The organism is Brevundimonas sp. KM4, assembly GCF_000964075.1.
GTDB classification, from domain to species: Bacteria; Pseudomonadota; Alphaproteobacteria; order Caulobacterales; family Caulobacteraceae; genus Brevundimonas; species Brevundimonas huaxiensis.
Genome location: NZ_JZRG01000008.1, coordinates 392,302 through 409,447, shown reverse-complemented (window position 1 = coordinate 409,447; position 17,146 = coordinate 392,302). Strand labels below are relative to the sequence as shown.

The window sequence follows — 17,146 nt, the reverse complement described above, 5'->3', positions numbered from 1 at the left end:
GCGAATTATGTGCGCGTTCTTCCGGCCTGAGGACGCTGGTCCGCTATGGTTTGGGCATGACGGGAAATCAGCACGACGAAGAGGGCGGCTGCGGCGGCGCGCGCGAGACGGCTGCGTCCTGCGCGGGGTGGATGGAGCCCCTGTTCCTGATGATGAAGGCCAAGATCGAAGAGACGGCAAAGAGCGTCTGCGAGACGGACGTCAAGGACGCCGCCGTCGCCGAAAAGGTCGCGCGCCAGATCGGGGTGATCGCGCGGTCGGCCAAGGCGGTCGAGGCGATGCGGCTGCTGTGCCTGAGCGACAACGAAGAGGACGAGATGGGTGGACGAACCTACGACCCCGCCGAGGACGAGCGAATCCGACAGGAACTGGTCGTCGAACACGCGCGGCTTGATCGAATTCTGGAAGAGAAGAACGCCGAAGCTGCTGAAAGAGCGCGGGCTAAGGCTGCATCGCAATCACTGTCGGCTGGCGAAGCATCAGTTTCCGCCGACTGACGACGACCTGAAGACCTGGCTGCTGCTGGGCGGCCGGGGATCGGGCAAGACGTTCGCCGGGTCGGTCTGGATCGACATCATGGCGCGAGAGCTGCCCGGCATCACCCTGGCCCTGGTCGGCCCCGCCCTGCACGATGTGCGCGAGGTGATGGTGGAGGGGGCGTCGGGGATCAAGGCGCTGGCGGAGCCGGGCGACCGGCCGCGTTGGGAGGCGGGACGGCGGCGGCTGGTGTGGGGCAATCAATCGGCGGCCTATGCGTTTTCGGCAGAGGATCCCGACAGTCTGAGAGGGCCGCAGTTTCATGCGGCCTGGGCCGACGAATTCTGCGCCTGGCGACGGCCGGAGATGGTGCTGTCGAACCTGAGGTTCGGACTGCGGCTGGGGGCCTGGCCGCTGCTGGCGGTGACGACGACGCCCCGGCCGATCCCGGCGCTGAGGCGGTTGATGGCCGAGGCCGGGACGGTGACGGAACGGGCGGCGACGGCGCTGAACGCGCAGAACCTGTCGCCCGGCTTTCTGGCGCATCTGAACGACGTCTATGGCGGGACGCGGCTGGCGGCGCAGGAGCTGGAAGGCGTGGTGGTCGAGGGCGAGGGCGCCCTGTTCCGCATCGCGGACCTGAAACGGGCCAGGGGCGCGCGGCCGGTCGAACTGGACCGGATCGTCGTGGCGGTCGATCCGCCGGCGACCGCGACCGGAGACGCCTGCGGCATCGTGATCGTGGGGCGAAAAGGTCGCCAGGCCTTCGTGCTGGCGGACCGGACGGTGCAGGGGCGCTCGCCCCAGAGCTGGGGTGGGGCGGTCAGCGCGGCGGCGCACGAATTCGGCGCGCACGAGGTGGTCGCCGAGAGCAATCAGGGCGGCGACATGGTGCGCTCGGTCCTGGCCATCAGCGCCTGTCCGTGCCGGATCGAGATGGTCCACGCGTCGCGGTCGAAGGCTGCACGGGCCGAGCCGGTGGCCCTGCTGTATGAACAGGGGCGGGTGGTCCACTGCGACGCCTTCCCGGCGCTGGAGGAAGAGATGCTGGCGCTGGGCAGCGAGGGCGGACCCAGCCCGGACCGGGCCGACGCCCTGGTATGGGCGATCACGCGGCTGATGCTGGGGCCGCAGTCGGCGGGACCGCGGTTGCGGGGGCTTTAGAGCCTCAAGATTTCAACGACAGGAGAGACGAATATGCCGGCCATTCCGGAGCGGGACGGATTGCTGAACCATGGGCGCGACGCGGGCGGCCCGGCGAGGCGCGCGGCGGCGGTCACGCCCAGCGACGCGGCCGATCTGACGACTTACGCCAAGGCGCTGTATATCGGCGGCGCGGGCAATATCCGTGTGCTGACGGTCGGGGCAGAGGACGGGGACGCCGTGACCTTCGCCAACCATCCGGTGGGGTGGTTGCCGGTGCAGGTGCGCCGGGTGCTGGCGACCGGGACGACGGCGACGCAGATCGTGGCGGCCTTCGACTGATGTCGGGTCTCGAGATCGGAGCGGCGACGGCGGCGCCGGGCGGGGTTCTGGGGAGGGCGCGGTTCGCCGTGCCCGACTTGCCCGTCTGGTCGGCGGCGGTCAGGACCATGCAGGCGGGCGGGCGCGAGGCGCGGCTGCTGTGCATCGGCGACAGCGTGACCCAAGGTTATGGCGCGGTCCCCGGCGGTTGGACGCCCAACGGTCGGGCGAGCGCCTGGCCCGAACGGCTGGCGGCGATGATGAGTGGTCGGGGCCTGCCGGCCTCGGCGGCCTCGGTGGCCGGGGCCGGGGCGGCGGATGGTGCCAGCGGAGGCTATCCCGCCTATGACCCGCGCGTGACGATGGGCGCCGGGTGGGGCGTAAACGCCCTGACCGGGATTGGCGGCAAGCTGTTCTCGGGCGCGGCCGCGTCGACGGGCGTCTGGAGCTTTCAGCCGGACCGGCCGGTGGATCGGTTCGATCTGTGGGCCGTAACCAATACGGCGCTGGGCGTGCTGACGATCGAGACGGACGGCGCAGTGCGGGCGACGGTGAACACCACCAAGGCGGCGTCGATGGAGGTCACGACGGTGGCCTTTCCCGAGACGACCGGGCCTGTGAGCGTGCGCTGGGCCTCGGGAGGAGCGGTGTTCATCGCGGGCGGGGTCGCGTGGCGCTCGGACGTGAAGCGGGCGCGGGTGATCAACGCCGGGTGGGGCGGGGCCAGGATCGCGGACTGGATCACGACGGATCAGCCGTACCGGGCGTATGGGTCTATCCCGGCGGCGGCGCCTGATCTGTCGGTCGTGTGTCTGACGATCAACGACTGGAACGCGGGGACGGCGGTGGCGACCTACAAGGCCGGGCTGGGGACGCTGGTGGATCGATGCCTGACGACGGGGGACGTGCTGCTGATGACCGGATGTCCGTCGGATCCGGCCCAGGGCAAGGCGAGCTATGCCGCGCAAGCCGCGTTGCGGGACGCGGTGTTCGAGGTGGCGGCGACGCGGGGGCTGGCCGCGCCCGTCGACGGGACGGCCCTGTTCGGCGGCAGCTTCGCCGGCGGGCTGATGTTCGATTCCGTCCATCCCAATGCGGCGGGCCAGGCGAGGATCGCCGAAGCGGTGCGCGCGCGGGTGATGATCTGAGGTTGTCGTGCGCGCTCGCGCGATGATAATCGTGGCGGATGGGCGAGCGGTTCTTTGGGGTGCAGGCGCTGCGGTTCGCGGCGGCGACGGCGGTGGTCGTCACGCACGCCGTGGATCTGGCCGGGACGCGGCTGGGGCTGGAGACCGCGCTGGGCGGCGGGACGCTGGAGAACTTCGGCGCCGTGGGCGTGGACGTGTTCTTTGTCATCAGCGGCTTCATCATCGCCACGACGACGCAGGGGCAGACGGGCGTGGGCGCGGCCGGGGCCTTTCTGTGGCGGCGGTTTCGGCGGGTGGCGCCGATCTACTGGCTGCTGTCGCTGCCGATCCTGGTCGGGATGGCGCGGGGCGGGACGCTGAGCCCGGAGGTGGCGGCGGCCACGTTTCTGTTCTGGCCGTTCAGCGGGCTGGAGATGACGTTTCCGGCGTTGGGGCCGGGGTGGACCCTGTGTTTCGAAATGCTGTTCTACGCCGGGTTTGGGCTGGCGATAGCGGGCGGCCGGCGGGTCGGCTGGGGGCTGGTCGCGGTCTATGCGGCGATGCTGGCGGCCGGGCTGGTCGTGGCGGCGCCGGTTCTGAGGTTCTGGGGCGCGCCGATCATTCTGGAGTTTCTGCTGGGCGTCGGGATCGCCTCGGTTTGGCGGTTCGCGCCGCCTCGGTTGGGGCTGTGGGCGGTCGGTCTGGCGATGCTCGGGTTCGGGCTGGGCCTGGTGGTCGGCTATGGCGGCATCGACGATGTGCGGGCGTTGAACGATCCGTGGAATGGGTTGAGGCGGGCAGCGGTCTGGGGTCTGCCCAGCGCCCTGCTGGTGTTCGGCGTGGTGCGGATGGAGCGGACGGACCGGGCGCCGGGGCGGTTGGGGCGGGCGGCCGCCTTCATGGGGGATGCGTCCTATTCGATCTATCTGGTCCATGTGCTGGTGATCCGGGCTTTGGGGCGGATGTTCGAGAGCGGGATGGTCGCCCTGCCGGGGGATGCGGTGGTGGTGGTGACGGTGCTCGCCAGTCTGGGGGCGGGGGCGGTCGTGCACGTGTGGATCGAGCGGCCGCTGTTGCGGCTGATGACGCCTTCAAGACACCGCCCCTTGCTTCACACGCCGTCATCCTAGGCCTTGCGCCTAGGATCCATAAACACCGGACTTGAGCGGCGAGCACCGTGAGTATGGGTCCTCGGGACAAGCCCGAGGATGACGAACTAAAAGGAAATCGACACAATGGTTTCGATCCGGTGGCCGTTCGGCCAGGCGGGGCGCGTGGGCGCGCCTGAGGGCAAGCAGAGCCGGGCGGGCGGGGTGATCGCCTTGTCGGGGGTGGGGCGGCCGCGGTGGACGCCCAACGACTACGCCAGTCTGGCGCGCGAGGGATATCAGAAGAATGCGGTGGCCTATCGCTGCATCCGCATGATCGCCGAGGCGGCGGCGGCTGCGCCGTTCGCGGTGTTCGTGGACGGGGTGCGCGACGAGGCGCATCCGCTGGCGAAACTGATCCGGCGGCCCAATCCCGAGCAGTCGGGGGCGGAGTTGATGGAGGCGGTCTATGGGGCGTTGCAGGTGTCGGGCAACGCCTATGTCGAGGCGACCGGCGATGCGGACGGGGACGGGGCGCCGGACGAGCTGTGGCCGCTGCGGTCGGACCGGGTGAAGGTGGTTCCGGGCCGGTCGGGCTGGCCCGAGGCGTGGGATTATTCCGTGGACGGACGGTCGGTGCGGATCAGGCGAGCGGCGGACGGCTGGGCGCCGGTGATGCACCTGAAGCTGTGGCACCCGCTGGACGACTGGTACGGGCTGTCGCCGCTGGAGGCGGCGGCGCAAGGGGTGGACGCGCACAATGCGGCCGGCGCCTGGAACAAGGCCCTGCTGGACAATGCCGCGCGGCCGTCGGGGGCGCTGGTCTATGGGGCGAGGAACGGCGAGCGGCTGACGGACGGCCAGTTCGAGGCGCTGAAGGATCAGCTGTCGACCGTCTATGCCGGGGCGACGAACGCCGGGCGGCCGATCCTGCTGGAGGGCGGGATGGACTGGAAGCCGCTGAGCCTGACGCCGGCCGAGATGGATTTCACCGCCGGCAAGCACGCGGCGGCGCGCGAGATCGCTCGTGGTGCAGACGGTGGGCGGCTTGGTCTGGGCCGGGGGCGCCGCGGCGCGGATCGCGACGCTGGAGCAGCGGGTCGGGGAGCAGAGGCTGGTCGCCGAACGGCTGGCGCGGCTGGAGGTCCAGGGCGAGGCCACGGCGGCGTGGAGCGGATCGAGCGTAGGTTGGAGGGTGGGACGTGAGTGGTGAATCGCGATTGGTGACTCGACAGAAGCATTCACGTGTCACGATCCACCACTCACCCCTTGAGATCGAAGGCTACGCCTCGCTGTGGGGCGTGGCGGATCTGAACGGGGACGTGGTGCAGGCGGGGGCGTTTGCGGACAGTCTGGCCAGGACGGGGGTTGAGGGGGTGCGGATGCTGAACCAGCACGATGCGCGGGCGCCGGTCGGGATCTGGGAGCAAATCGTCGAGGATGCGCGCGGCCTCTTCGTGCGCGGCCGGATCGAGGACTGGTCGGCCGAGGCGCGGTTCGCCGGGGCGCTGAGCCGGGCCGGGGCGCTGGACGGGCTGTCGATCGGCTACCGCACGGCGCGGGCCCGGCGTCAGGGACGGCTGCGCGTACTGAGCGCGGTCGAGCTGTGGGAGGTGTCGCTGGTGACGTTTCCGATGCTGCCGGGCGCGCGGTTCAGGGTCGTGACCGAATGACGGCTTTCGACCCTGACCGACGTTGTCATCCAAACGAACGGTGTTCATGATCTTGGAATGAACTGGTTCGCGATTATCGCTGGGCTAACAGCCTCGCTGACAGCCAACTCCGCACCCGGACTGTCACCCCAACCCCATCCTGCAGTGGGTGAGGAGCACGAGGTCATCATCTCCTATGTGACTTCCAAGCAGGGTAGCGATGGCTCCTCCAGTAGCTCAAGCGGACAAGACGTTCTGCTGGAGCGGGTGATCGCCGTCAGTAACGCCGGGCTTGAGTTGGAATTCGATCTACCGAGTGACGCAACCGCTGAGGATAGGGCCCGGGACTGGAAATTTCCGGCGCGGATTCTCCAGCAATCAAACGGCGCCATCCGGCTGCTGAATGGCGATAAGCTGGATGAACGCGTCGACCGCTGGCTTAAGGCGTCGGAGATGTCGCGGGACATGTGCGGACGCTGGATTTTTACCTGGAATGCGTTTCGCATCGAGTGCGATCCGGAGTCTGTGATCGCCGATATTGCAGCCATCAACCTGCTCAACGTCAATCTGCGGGAGGGTGCAACCTATCGGCATCCCCAAACTGTCGGTTCCGGGATTTTGTCTCTTACATCCAAGGGGCCGGGCGGCGCGGTCTACTCTGTGAGGTTGGCGGTCGATGCCGACGCTGTCCGCAGGGAGCGCGCCGAAAGTGACGTGGTCGTCGGCGAAATTACGCAGAATCCGGTGACGTTCGAGGCCGCCTTTAGCGAACGTTCGAAAGAGACTGTCTCTGGAACTGTTGAGGTCACGTTTGATGTTGATGCTTCGGGGAACCCGACGCGGCGAACGGTCGTAACAACGCTGGATACGGTAAAGCCTGATGGGGTGTCGGAGAAAGATCGGCGAACCGACACAGTGGAGCGGGTCGCTTCCGGAGGGACAAACCGGTCTTGAAGCAGGTTGGCGGCTGTCCGCTTTCCACCCATAACTGACGTTAGCGGCGTCCGTTGTGGGCGCTCCATCATAGCCGAGAATGGTGGTGACGTTCCGATGCCGTCGGAGGCGCGGTTCAGTTTGGCTTGAGGGCCTGGAAAGCGCCGTTGCGGTCGAGGGTTTCGGCGAGGGCGGCCATCTGGGCGCGGCCCTTCTTGCCGTGGAGATAGCGCAAGGCCCAGCCGGCGAGCACCAGGCCGAAGATCCAGCCGACGTGCAGCATGAGATGGGCGAACAGGATGAAGACGGCCGCCAGCGCATAGGCGCCCAGATAGACCAGGGCCAGCTGGCCGCCGCGCGAGGCCGTGGGGTTGGACAGGCCGGCGATGATCTCGGCCACGCTCGGCGCTGCGGCGGCGGACGGCAGGGCGTGATCGGCGGGCTTTGACGCCGGTTGGGGCGCGGGTGTGGGTTGAACTTTTGGCTTGGCCTGGGCGGCGGGCGCAGCGGCCGGTCGGGCTGCGGGTTTGGGCCTGGGCGAAATCGGATCGGGCGCGCGCCGGGCGGGGCGGAACAGGATCGATCGGCCGGCCTCGTCGACGGTGAAGACCTCTTCGAAGGCGGTGGTGGAGAAGTCGATGGCGCGGGTGTCCTGGCCATAGCTCTGGCCATGCAGGGCCGTGAGCCGGCCCTGGCGCAGCTCGATCTGGAAGCCGACGGGGTCGGGCAGGCCGGCGACCATCGCATGGACCGTGCCGAACAGGCCGGTGGCGTCCGGGTTGGCGGTCGCGCGGTCCGCATCGACGACGATCTGGGAATAGAGGCCGGCGCCGGTATTGCGACGCAGGCCCGGCGAACTGGCGGCGACCTGGGCCCGCAGGTCCGGCACGCTGTCGCCCATCTGCCAGATCATCGCGTCCATGACGGCGCTTTCGAGGGGCGTCAGGTGGGACATGGGGCGCTAGGACGACTTGGATGCAGCGTTGCGACGCAGCATCAAAACCACGATGCCGACGATCAGGACGAATATGGCGATCTGCGCCGCGCGGTAGGGCAGGCCGCTTTCGCCCTCAGCCTCGGCGCCGCGATGCAGGGCGGTCAGGACGATATCGGCAATGGTGTAGACGATCACCGGAAGGCCGATGGCCGCCGCCCATGACCAGCGGGCCACACGTCGAGGCCCTGCTGAAAGCGTGCCGGGCGGGAAGAGGACCGCGAAAAGGATCAGCGCGGCTGCATGAAGCAGCGGGCTGTAGAGATCGGCTTCGACGAAGATCGGCGCGGGCATGAGGCGAGCCTAACGTTCGCCTGAAGCCGCCGCAATCACAAGTTTCGGGCGGCCGATGACGGCCGCGCGCGAAATGGGAAGGTCGCGACGCGGCCGCCCCCTCCACCGCCTTCGGCGGTCCCCCTCCCCCGCATTGCGGGGGAGGATCGTTTCAGCAGGAGACACCATGAAAGAGACCAAACAGGCTTCCGGCTCGCCGGAGGCGCGCGATGTCGTGCGCGAGATGATGGCGGCGTTCGAGGCGTTCAAAGGGGCGAACGACGCCCGGCTGGGCGAGATCGAGAAGAAGGCGGCGGCCGATGTGCTGCTGGAGGAGAAGGTGGCGCGCATCGACCAGGCGGTCGCCTCGGCCCAGGCGCGGCTGGATCGGGTGATGAGCCAGAGCCGTCGTCCGGTCATTGGCGGCGAACCGGCCGAGCCGGCGTCCGCGCCCGAGGCGAAGGCGGCGTGGGACGGCTATTTGAAGACGGGCCAGTCTGGCGCGCTGGAGGTCAAGGCGGGCCTGTCGGGCGGCGCGACCTCGGGCGGCTATGTCATGCCCTATGAGACCGAGCGGGCCATCGAGCGGCGTCTGATGGCGGCCAGTCCGATGCGCGAGATCGCGACGGTCAGGACCGTGGCGGCCGGCGTGTTCAGAAAGCCGGTGTCGACGGCGGGCGTGGCCTGCGGCTGGGTGGCGGAGACGGCCGCGCGGCCCGAGACGGACCCGGCGACCCTGGCCCTGCTGGAGTTTCCGTCGGCGGATCTCTACGCCAATCCGGCGGCGACGCAGGCCCTGCTGGACGACGCCATGGTCGATCTGGACGAATGGCTGGCAGCCGAGGTCGAGGACGCCTTTGCGGCGCAGGAGACCCAGGCCTTCATCAATGGCGACGGGGTGAACAAGCCCAAGGGTCTGCTGTCCTATCCGACCACAGCGGACGCGGGCCAGGCGTGGGGCCAGATCGGTTCTGTCGCGTCTGGCGCGGCGGGCGGCTTTGCGGCGACCAGCCCGGCGGATCGCCTGATCGACCTGATCTATGCGCCCAAGGCCCAGTACCGACCGAACGGCCGGTTCGTGATGAACCGCAAGACGGTCTCGGCCGTGCGCAAGTTCAAGGATGCGGACGGCAACTACATCTGGCAGCCGGCGACGCGGCTGGGCGAGACGGCGAGCCTGCTCGGCTATCCGGTCACCGAGATCGAGACCATGCCGGACGTGGCGGCGAACAGTCTGTCGATCGCGTTCGGTGACTTCCAGCGGGGGTATCTGATCGTGGACCGGGCGGGGGTGCGGGTGCTGCGCGATCCCTATTCGGCCAAGCCCTATGTGCTGTTCTACACGACCAAGCGCGTGGGCGGCGGGGTGCAGAACTTCGACGCAATCAAGGTGATGAAGTTCAGCGCAAGCTGATCCGGTCGTCTCCTCCCTGTCGCGCAGCGACGGGGAGGTGGCGCGGCGCGTCTTCGCGCCGTGACGGAGGGGCTCTGCGGGCGTTGAAGAGCCCCTCCACCACTTCGTGGTCCCCCTCCCCATTGAATGGGGAGGAGACGGAATTTCTGACAATGGAGATTGCCATGGCGCAGCCGGTGACGGTGGCGGAGGCGAAGCTGTTTCTGAGGGTCGAGCATGAGGTCGAGGACGGCTTGATCCAGACCCTGATCGCGGCGGCGCAGACGAAGGTGGAGGGGGATGATCGTGCCGGACTTCGGCGTGCTGGAGGGGCCTTTCTTGGTCCCAGCGCAGGAGGCGGCGGACGCCATCGAAGCGGCGTTCGGGCGGGCGGGCGACAGCCTGACGCGGTCGCTGGCGCGGGCGGCGGCGGACGGGGAAGTGTCGCTGGCCGAATTGGCGCGGGCGGTGCTGAACGCGGTCAATGCGGCGGCCGGCGCGAACGGCGGCGGGCTGAGCGCGCCGATCCAGTCTGTGATGTCCAGCTTCGGCGGAGCGCGGGCGGACGGCGGGCCGGTGCTGGGCGGTGGAGCCTATCTGGTCGGCGAGCGTGGGCCGGAGGTGTTTCGGCCCGCGACGGGCGGCGAGATCGGGCCGGTCGGCGGCGGGGGCGTGACGGTCAATGTGGCGGTGGACGGCGGGGCGCCGGCCCTGCTGCGGTCCGAGGCGCAGATCGCCCAGATGCTGGCGCGGGCCGTCAGCCTGGGCGCGCGGAGGATGTGATGCGTGAGTGGCGAGTGGTTAGTGACGAGTGGCGAGGAACGACGCGGATGCGGCTTGTCTCGCCACCAACCACCCGCCACTCGCCACTTTCAGCTTATTCGCCCTTCGGGTTCGGGCCGAAGCGGTTTTCGCCCTTCTGGCTGTCGGCGATGCCGATCCACAGCAGGAAGGCCAGGCCCAGCAGGCCAGCGATCGCGAACAGGCCGAAGGCGGGTCCCATCAGGGCGAAGACGGCGGCCGGGTTGCCCTCGTAGTAGTCCTCCGTATAGCCGTTGGCGACGTGGGCGGCGATGATCATGGCGAAGCCGGCGAAGAAGGCCACGACCGAGCCGACCCAGGGAATGGCGATCAGCCAGCCGGTCTTGCCCATGTCGTGCAGGCGCTTCACCGAAATGGCCAGGTTGGGCCAGATCAGCACGATGCCGAGCAGATTGATGATCGGGATCCAACTGATGACGACGTTGACGCCTAGGAGGATCAGCCAGCCGATCCAGAAATGGCTGCGGCGGATGCGGCCCTCGAAGGACAGAAACAGCTTCTGCCAATCAAAGCCGGCGACGGCGGTCGAGGTCGAGCTGGCGTAGCCGCCGGCGACGCCGGTGGTGGTCGCGGCACCGGCCAGGATCAGGATCTGGGTGGCGGCGGCGCCTTCGGGGACGAAGTCGACGCGGACGCCGGCGGCGGGCACGGCGGGCGATTGCAGCGCGGCCGAGGTGAAGTCGTAACGGGCGCCGTCGTCGCCGCTGATCAGACCGACGCCGGTCGAGGCGTCGTAGCTGAGAATTTCACCGCGCACTGAGATCTCCATGACTGGCGCCACGTCCGGCGCGGCGGCAACATCGCCGACCCGTGCAATCCCAGCAACCCGAAAAGGTCAAGCTGGCCGATCCTGACGCGTTTGTAATGCGCGCGACCCCTTGGGCGGCGCACCGTGGACGTTCGCGTCGGGTTGCGAGGGCAGGAGGCTGATGATGAAGGTGAACAGGCCGCCGACATAGGGGACGAGGCCGATCAGGATAAGCCAGCCGCTGAGCCCGACATCGTGGAAGCGGCGGATGGTGACGCAGACGTAGGGAACGATCAGCGCGAAATAGACCAGGGCGACGATGCCGATCCAGGCGACGCCCCAGGCCTCCATATCGTAGCCGGCCTCGGCGTCGAGGACGGCCAGACCGATGATCGGCATGAAGGCGAGCATCAGGATCAGGAAGTGGAACAGGGCGAAGGACCAGTATTCCTTTCGCCGCGCCCGGCCGTGGCCCTCGATATAGAGGTCGGTGATGCAGCGGACGAAATAGCCCCATAGGCCCAGGTCCGGTTCGGGGGCGTATAGGGCCGGCCCCAGAGGGCCGTCACGCAGGACCATCAGGCTGAGCGCCTGGGCGTCCTGAACCACGAAATCGACGCGGCGGCCGGGTTCGAGACCGGCGGCGGCCGAGGTGAAGACGTAGCGCTGCAGGTCGTCGCCGCTGATCAACCCCTCGCCGGTCATCGGATCGTAGCTGAGAATTTCGCCGCGCAAGGCCGTGTCCTGCAAAGACGCGGCGTCGGCGCCGCCGCCAAGGTGTGGACCGGGCGGGCGGCATTGCACAACAGGAGAGTGTTGATGGACGCCTTTCACGAGGTGCGCCTGCCTGCGCGGCTGGCGTTCGGTTCGACCGGCGGGGTTGAGCGTCGGACGGAGATCACGATGCTAGCGTCGGGGTTCGAGCGGCGGTCCACGCCCTGGGCGCTGGGGCGCAGGCGGTATCTGATCGGGGCGAACCTGAGGTCGCTGGACGACATGGCTGAGCTGGTCGCCTTCTTCGAGGCGCGGCGGGGAGACGCTGCTGGAGGCGGCGGGGCGGTGGATGCCGCCGGTTGCGGTCGATCAGATGCGGGCGGGCGACGTGTTGCTGTTTCGGATGTCGCCGGGGGCGGCGGTGAAGCATTGCGCCATCCTGAGCGACCTCGGCGGGCCGGAGCCGAGGATGATCCACGCCTATTGGGGACGGGCGGTGGTCGAAAGCTGGATGGGCGTGTGGTGGCGAAGACGGCTGGCGGCCGTGTTCCGGTTTCCTGTCCTCCACCGCGAAGCGGGGGAGGGGGACCGGGCGCAGCGTGGTGGAGGGGGCGAAAGTCCCACGAATCTTGGTGAAGCAAGATCAGAGGCCGGAGGTGCGTCCGCGCCCTCCACCACTTCGTGGTCCCCCTCCCCCGTGAACGGGGGAGGATTTTTGGAGGCGTAGATGGCGCAAGTCGTTTTGAGCGCGGTCGGGCAGTCGGTCGGCGGGCCGGTCGGGCGGGTGATCGGCTCGACCCTCGGGCGGGCGATCGACAATCGGGTGGTGGGCTCGCTGGGTCCGGCGCGGCAGGTGGGGCCCAGGCTGTAGACACTGAAGGTTCAGGGCACGGCGGAAGGGGCGCCGATGGCCTGCGTCTTTGGACGGGCGCGGGTGACGGGTCAGGTGATCTGGGCGGCGCGGTTCCTGGAAAGCAAGTCCAAGGGCCGGGCGGGCAAGGGCGGTCCGAAGACGGTCGACTATGTCTATTCGCTGAGTTTCGCCGTGGCGCTTTGCGAGGGCGAGATCGACGGGGTCGGGCGGGTCTGGGCCGACGGGCGGCTGATGGACATGACCGGCGTGTTGATGCGGGTGCATCGCGGGGGCGAGGACCAGACGGCGGACCCGCTGATCGAGGCGGTCGAGGGGGATGCGCCGGCATACCGAGGCACGGCCTATGTGGTGTTCGAGGATTTGCCGCTGGGGCCGTTCGGGGATCGGGTTCCGCAGCTGAGCTTCGAGGTGTTTCGGCGGCCGCGCGGGCAGAAGGCGCGGCTGGAGGATATGCTGGAAGGCATGTGTCTGATCCCCGGCGCGGGGGAGTTCGCCTTGGCGACCGAGGCGGTGGTGCGCCGCGAGGGGCTGACGCGGACGATGGCGGAGAATTTGCACAATGGGGAGGGCCGGGCCGACCTGGTCGTGTCGCTGGATCAACTCCAGGCGCAACTGCCGAACCTGAAGCGGGTCAGCCTGGTGGTGGGGTGGTTCGGCAGCGACCTGAGGGCCGGGCATTGCGTCGTGCGGCCGGGGGTGGAGCGGCGCGACAAGCCGACCGAACCGCTGGTCTGGTCCGTGGCGGGCGTGGCGCGCGATGAGGCCTATCAGGTCAGTCAGATAGATGGGGCGCCGGCCTATGGCGGGACGCCTTCGGACGACAGCGTGCGTCAGGCGATCCGCGAGCTGAAGGCGCGGGGGTTGGAGGTGACCCTGTACCCGTTCGTCTTCATGGACTGCCCCGGCTATCCGTGGCGCGGACGGGTGGCGGGCGTGGATGGGGCCGGGGCGACGGCGGAGATCGCGGCGCTGTTCGGCGGGCCGGACGACTGGGGCTTGCGGCGGATGGCGCTGCACTATGCCCGGATCGCGGCGGATGAGGGGGCGGACGGCCTGTTGATCGGGTCGGAGATGCGCGGGGTGACCTGGACGCGGGATGCGGCCGGGGGCTTTCCGGCGGTCGATCAGTTTCGGGCGCTGGCGGCGGAGTGTCGGGCGGTGGTAGGGCCGGGCGTGGCCCTGTCGTATGCGGCGGACTGGAGCGAATATTTTGGGCGCCAGTCGGGCGGGGAGGTGGTGTTTCATCTCGATCCGCTGTGGGCCGATGCGAACATCGATCATGTGTCGATCGACTGGTACCCGCCGCTGACGGACTGGCGAGCGGGCGACGGCGGGGTCGATGCGGCGACGTTCGGCGGGTCGGCGGACCCGGCCTATCTGGCGGCGGGCGTCGCGGGCGGGGACGGGTTCGACTGGTATTACGCCAGCGAGGCGGATCGGGCGGGGCAAGTGAGGACGCCCATCGTCGACGGGTCGCATGGCGAGGACTGGGTGTTTCGGCCCAAGGACCTGAAAGGCTGGTGGTCGAACCCGCACCATGACCGGCCGGGCGGGGTGCGGAGTGCTGTGCCGACGGCCTGGGTTCCGGGAATGAAGCCGGTGCGGCTGTCGGAGTTCGGCTGTGCGGCGGTGGACCGGGGCGGCAATGCGCCGAACCTGTTTCAGGACGCGAAGAGTACTGAGAGCAGCCTGCCGCCGGGATCGACAGGCGCGCGCGACGACGCGGTGCAGCGGGCGGCGCTGGAAGCAGTGCTGGGGCATTATGCGACGGCTGAGAACAATCCGGTGTCCGCGGTTTATGGCGGGCGAATGCTGGAGGCGGCGGACGCCTGGTGCTGGGACGCGCGGCCCTATCCGGCGTTTCCGGCGCGGGGCGATGTCTGGGCCGACGCCGGCGCGTGGCGCGCCGGGCACTGGCTGAACGGACGGCTGGCGGGCGACGGGCGAGATCTGATCGAGGCGGTGCTGGCGCAAGGTGGGTTGTCGCCGCACGAGATGGCGATCGAGGGCGTCGAGGGCGCGGCGGCCGGCTATGTCATCGACCGGCCGATGCGGACGCGCGATGCGCTGGAGCCGCTGCTGGCGGCGTTCGACGCCGTGGCGGCCGAGCGGGACGGGAAGGTCGCCGTGTTGGGGCGGGTGGAGACGGTGGTCGAGATCGCGGGCGAGGCGCTGGCTCTGCCCGATGGCGGGGCGGCGGAAACGGCGACGCGGACGCTGGAGCCCAGGGCGGGCGAGGCGCGTGTGCGCTTTATCGACGAGACGGCGGACTATCAGACTGGGGCGGTGGTCGTGCGGTCGGACGATGCGTCTGCGACGGCAGGCGGGGTCGATCTGGAGTTGCCGCTGGTGTGCGGCGGCGGACTGGCGAAGGCGGCGGCGCAGCGGGCGCTGGACGGCGAGAGCGTGGAGGCGAGAACGCTGGCGCTGGGGCCGCTGGAAGCCTTGCGGCTGGAGCCGGGGGACGGGGTGCGGCTGGAAGGTCGACCGGACGACTGGCGTGTGATGCGGGTCACGTCGGACGAGACGCCGTCGGCGGTGCTGGAGCCGGTGACGGCCCGGCGGGCAGTCGAGGATGACGGCGTCTGGCGCGGGGGCGACACTCCGGTCGTGGTCGCGGCGCCGTTCCTGAAAGTGTTGGACCTGCCGCCCTTGATCGGGAGCGAGGCGGACGCGCGGCCCTTGATCGCCGTGGCGGCCGAACCGTGGCGGACGATGCGGCTGCATGCGGGGCCGACGGCTGAGACTCTGACGGCGAGGGGCGATGTGGAGACGCCGGCGACGGTCGGGGTGCTGGTCGAGGCGCTGGGGCCGGGCGTGCGGCACCGTTGGGACGAGGCCAACGCCGTGGTGGTGCGGGTCGAGGGCGAGGCGCCGGAAAGCGCGGTCGAGGCGGCGGTGCTGGGCGGCGGCAATGCGCTGGCGGTTGAGACGGCTATGGGGTGGGAGATCGTGCAGTATCGGTCGGCGCTTCTGGTCGGGCCGGGGACGTGGCGGCTGACGGGTTTGTTGCGCGGGCAGCAGGGGACTGAGGTCGAGATGCGGGCGGGCGCGATGACGGGGTCCGTCGTGGTGTTTCTGGACGACCGGCTGGCGCGCGCGGAGATGGGGCGGGGCGAGCGAGGACTGCCGTTGCTTTGTCGCGCGGGACCGGCTGGCGCAGCGCCGGGCGGTGCGGGGTTCAGCGAGACTCTGTTCGTGGCGAGGGGCGTACATGATCGGCCGTGGTCGCCGTCTGGTCTGATGGTCGAGACGTCGGCCGAGGGTCTGGCGATCCGATGGATGCCGCGCGTGCGGCTGTTCGGCGACAGTTGGGACGGGGAACCGACAACGGTTGATCCTATGCGGTTCCGGCTGCGCGTCGTTGATCATGACGTCGTGGTTCGAACGATGGAGGTCGAGGGGCTGTCGGCATCCTATTCTGCGGCCGACTTGGCGGCGGACTTCCCGCAAGGCATGATATCGACGGCGCGGATCGCCGTGGCGCAGTGGGGGGAGGGGTTTGGCTGGGGCCCAGAAGCTGAAGTCGAGGCGGAAATCCGGCGGGTCTGACGAAATAGGGCGGGTCCAGCCCTTTGCGCGGGGCGGGGCATGGCTTAACTGACGGCCTCTCGACGTTTTTCAGCTGGAGTGACAACGGACGTGGCAGGCGACCCCTACAAGGAACTGGGCGTTTCGAAGGGCGCGAGCGCGGACGAGGTCAAGAAGGCGTATCGCAAGCTCGCCAAGGAGTTGCATCCCGACAAGAACCCCGGCGACAAGATCACCGAGGACAAGTTCAAACGGGTGACGGCGGCCTTCGACATCCTGGGCGACAAGGAAAAGCGCGCCAAATACGACGCCGGCCAGATCGACGGCGACGGCAACGAACAGTATCGCGGCTTCGGCGGGGGCGGTCGCGCCGGCGGCAGCCCGTTCGGCCAGGGCGGCAATCCGTTCGGACAAGGCGGCGGGCCGGGCGGCCGGGCCAACTTCGAAGGCGTTGATCTGGACGAGCTGTTCGGCATGTTCGGCGGGGCCGGGCGTCAGCGCGGCGCGAGGGACTTCACCTCACGCGGTCAGGACGTGAAGGCGACGCTGGACATCAGTCTGGAAGACGCCATCGCCGGGGCGACGCGGCGGATTCAGTTCTCGGACGGGCGCACTCTGGACGTGACCATTCCAAAGGGGGCGTCGGAAGGCCAGACGATCCGCCTGCGCGGCCAGGGATCGCCGGGGCGCGGGGCCGAGAACGGCGACGCCCTGATCGAACTGAGGATCGAACCGCACCCGATCTACAAGCGTGACGGGGCGGACCTGACGATGGATCTGCCGGTGTCGGTGCCCGACGCGGTGCTGGGCGCCAAGGTGAGGGTGCCGACGCCGGAGGGCGTGGTGCAGATGACGCTGCCGGCCGGCTCGAACTCGGGCAAGGTGCTGAGGCTGAAGGGGCGCGGCGCGTTCGCGCAAGGCAGGCGCGGCGATCTGCTGGCGCGGGTGATGGTGACGCTGCCGGATGCGCCGGACGCCGAACTGACCGCCTTCGCAGAGGATTGGCGGGCCAAGCGGCCTTATACGCCGGGGCGGTGAGCGCGCTCAAGCAGCGTG

General features: G+C 69.2%; 18 protein-coding genes and 1 pseudogene. 15 read left to right on the top strand and 4 right to left on the bottom strand.

Features of this window, described 5'->3' with window-relative positions:
* Positions 1–56: 56 nt before the first annotated feature.
* From VH88_RS15370 to VH88_RS06265, 8 genes are all read left to right on the top strand, one after another.
* Positions 57–497 carry a hypothetical protein gene (locus VH88_RS15370; RefSeq protein ID WP_156146767.1) on the top strand — a complete coding sequence of 147 codons (441 nt, stop codon included), beginning with the start codon at positions 57–59 and terminating at the stop codon, positions 495–497.
* Entirely contained in the window at positions 391–1,641 is a 1,251-nt protein-coding gene (locus VH88_RS06295; RefSeq protein ID WP_231576596.1) for a DNA-packaging protein, read from the top strand. The genes VH88_RS15370 and VH88_RS06295 overlap by 107 nt, the downstream gene beginning before the upstream one ends.
* Positions 1,642–1,674: 33 nt before the next feature.
* On the top strand, positions 1,675–1,962 hold the full coding sequence (locus VH88_RS06290) for a hypothetical protein (protein ID WP_045810455.1): 288 nt from the start codon (positions 1,675–1,677) through the stop codon (positions 1,960–1,962).
* On the top strand, positions 1,962–3,089 hold the full coding sequence (locus VH88_RS06285) for an SGNH/GDSL hydrolase family protein (protein WP_045810454.1): 1,128 nt from the start codon (positions 1,962–1,964) through the stop codon (positions 3,087–3,089). The genes VH88_RS06290 and VH88_RS06285 overlap by 1 nt, the downstream gene beginning before the upstream one ends.
* Before the next feature lie 38 nt (positions 3,090–3,127).
* Complete coding sequence (locus tag VH88_RS06280; protein WP_045810453.1) at positions 3,128–4,198, top strand: acyltransferase; 1,071 nt, start codon at positions 3,128–3,130, stop codon at positions 4,196–4,198.
* Positions 4,199–4,303: 105 nt separating this feature from the next.
* The gene (locus VH88_RS06275) at positions 4,304–5,362 is read left to right on the top strand and encodes a phage portal protein (protein ID WP_231576595.1); all 1,059 of its coding nucleotides are present in this window, start codon (positions 4,304–4,306) and stop codon (positions 5,360–5,362) included.
* 17 nt (positions 5,363–5,379) lie between these two features.
* Positions 5,380–5,829, top strand: a complete 450-nt coding sequence (locus VH88_RS06270; RefSeq protein ID WP_231576594.1) for an HK97 family phage prohead protease — start codon at positions 5,380–5,382, stop codon at positions 5,827–5,829.
* A gap of 57 nt (positions 5,830–5,886) precedes the next feature.
* Entirely contained in the window at positions 5,887–6,762 is an 876-nt protein-coding gene (locus VH88_RS06265; RefSeq protein ID WP_052689508.1) for a hypothetical protein, read from the top strand.
* Positions 6,763–6,877: 115 nt separating this feature from the next.
* Here the strand turns inward: VH88_RS06265 and VH88_RS06260 are convergent, their stop codons facing one another.
* Both VH88_RS06260 and VH88_RS15975 read right to left on the bottom strand, forming a co-directional pair.
* A complete protein-coding gene (locus VH88_RS06260; RefSeq protein WP_156146766.1) occupies positions 6,878–7,696 on the bottom strand; it encodes a hypothetical protein in 819 nt (272 codons plus the stop codon).
* A gap of 6 nt (positions 7,697–7,702) precedes the next feature.
* Positions 7,703–8,029 (bottom strand): hypothetical protein, encoded by a 327-nt coding sequence (locus tag VH88_RS15975; RefSeq protein ID WP_045810451.1) that lies wholly within the window; start codon positions 8,027–8,029, stop codon positions 7,703–7,705.
* Positions 8,030–8,195: 166 nt separating this feature from the next.
* On the opposite strand from VH88_RS15975, the gene VH88_RS06250 reads away from it, so the two are divergent.
* Both VH88_RS06250 and VH88_RS06245 read left to right on the top strand, forming a co-directional pair.
* On the top strand, positions 8,196–9,422 hold the full coding sequence (locus VH88_RS06250) for a phage major capsid protein (RefSeq protein WP_045810450.1): 1,227 nt from the start codon (positions 8,196–8,198) through the stop codon (positions 9,420–9,422).
* A gap of 279 nt (positions 9,423–9,701) precedes the next feature.
* On the top strand, positions 9,702–10,184 hold the full coding sequence (locus VH88_RS06245) for a hypothetical protein (protein ID WP_045810449.1): 483 nt from the start codon (positions 9,702–9,704) through the stop codon (positions 10,182–10,184).
* A gap of 94 nt (positions 10,185–10,278) precedes the next feature.
* Here the strand turns inward: VH88_RS06245 and VH88_RS06240 are convergent, their stop codons facing one another.
* Positions 10,279–10,980 carry a DUF805 domain-containing protein gene (locus VH88_RS06240; RefSeq protein ID WP_197071000.1) on the bottom strand — a complete coding sequence of 234 codons (702 nt, stop codon included), beginning with the start codon at positions 10,978–10,980 and terminating at the stop codon, positions 10,279–10,281.
* Positions 10,981–11,058: 78 nt separating this feature from the next.
* Positions 11,059–11,706 carry a DUF805 domain-containing protein gene (locus tag VH88_RS06235; protein WP_156146765.1) on the bottom strand — a complete coding sequence of 216 codons (648 nt, stop codon included), beginning with the start codon at positions 11,704–11,706 and terminating at the stop codon, positions 11,059–11,061.
* Between the two features lie 84 nt (positions 11,707–11,790).
* On the opposite strand from VH88_RS06235, the pseudogene VH88_RS15600 reads away from it, so the two are divergent.
* From VH88_RS15600 to VH88_RS06215, 5 genes and pseudogenes are all read left to right on the top strand, one after another.
* Positions 11,791–11,958 (top strand): annotated as a pseudogene (locus VH88_RS15600) (DUF2460 domain-containing protein); the annotation flags it as partial.
* Between the two features lie 76 nt (positions 11,959–12,034).
* Positions 12,035–12,412 carry a hypothetical protein gene (locus VH88_RS16710; RefSeq protein ID WP_082064387.1) on the top strand — a complete coding sequence of 126 codons (378 nt, stop codon included), beginning with the start codon at positions 12,035–12,037 and terminating at the stop codon, positions 12,410–12,412.
* Positions 12,413–12,556: a hypothetical protein gene (locus VH88_RS16435; protein WP_231576593.1), complete on the top strand. Its 144-nt coding sequence runs from the start codon at positions 12,413–12,415 to the stop codon at positions 12,554–12,556. It begins immediately after the preceding gene.
* Between the two features lie 36 nt (positions 12,557–12,592).
* Positions 12,593–16,111 carry a glycoside hydrolase/phage tail family protein gene (locus VH88_RS06220; RefSeq protein ID WP_231576592.1) on the top strand — a complete coding sequence of 1,173 codons (3,519 nt, stop codon included), beginning with the start codon at positions 12,593–12,595 and terminating at the stop codon, positions 16,109–16,111.
* A 90-nt stretch (positions 16,112–16,201) separates the two neighbouring features.
* Positions 16,202–17,128: a DnaJ C-terminal domain-containing protein gene (locus VH88_RS06215; protein WP_045810446.1), complete on the top strand. Its 927-nt coding sequence runs from the start codon at positions 16,202–16,204 to the stop codon at positions 17,126–17,128.
* Positions 17,129–17,146 lie beyond the last annotated feature (18 nt).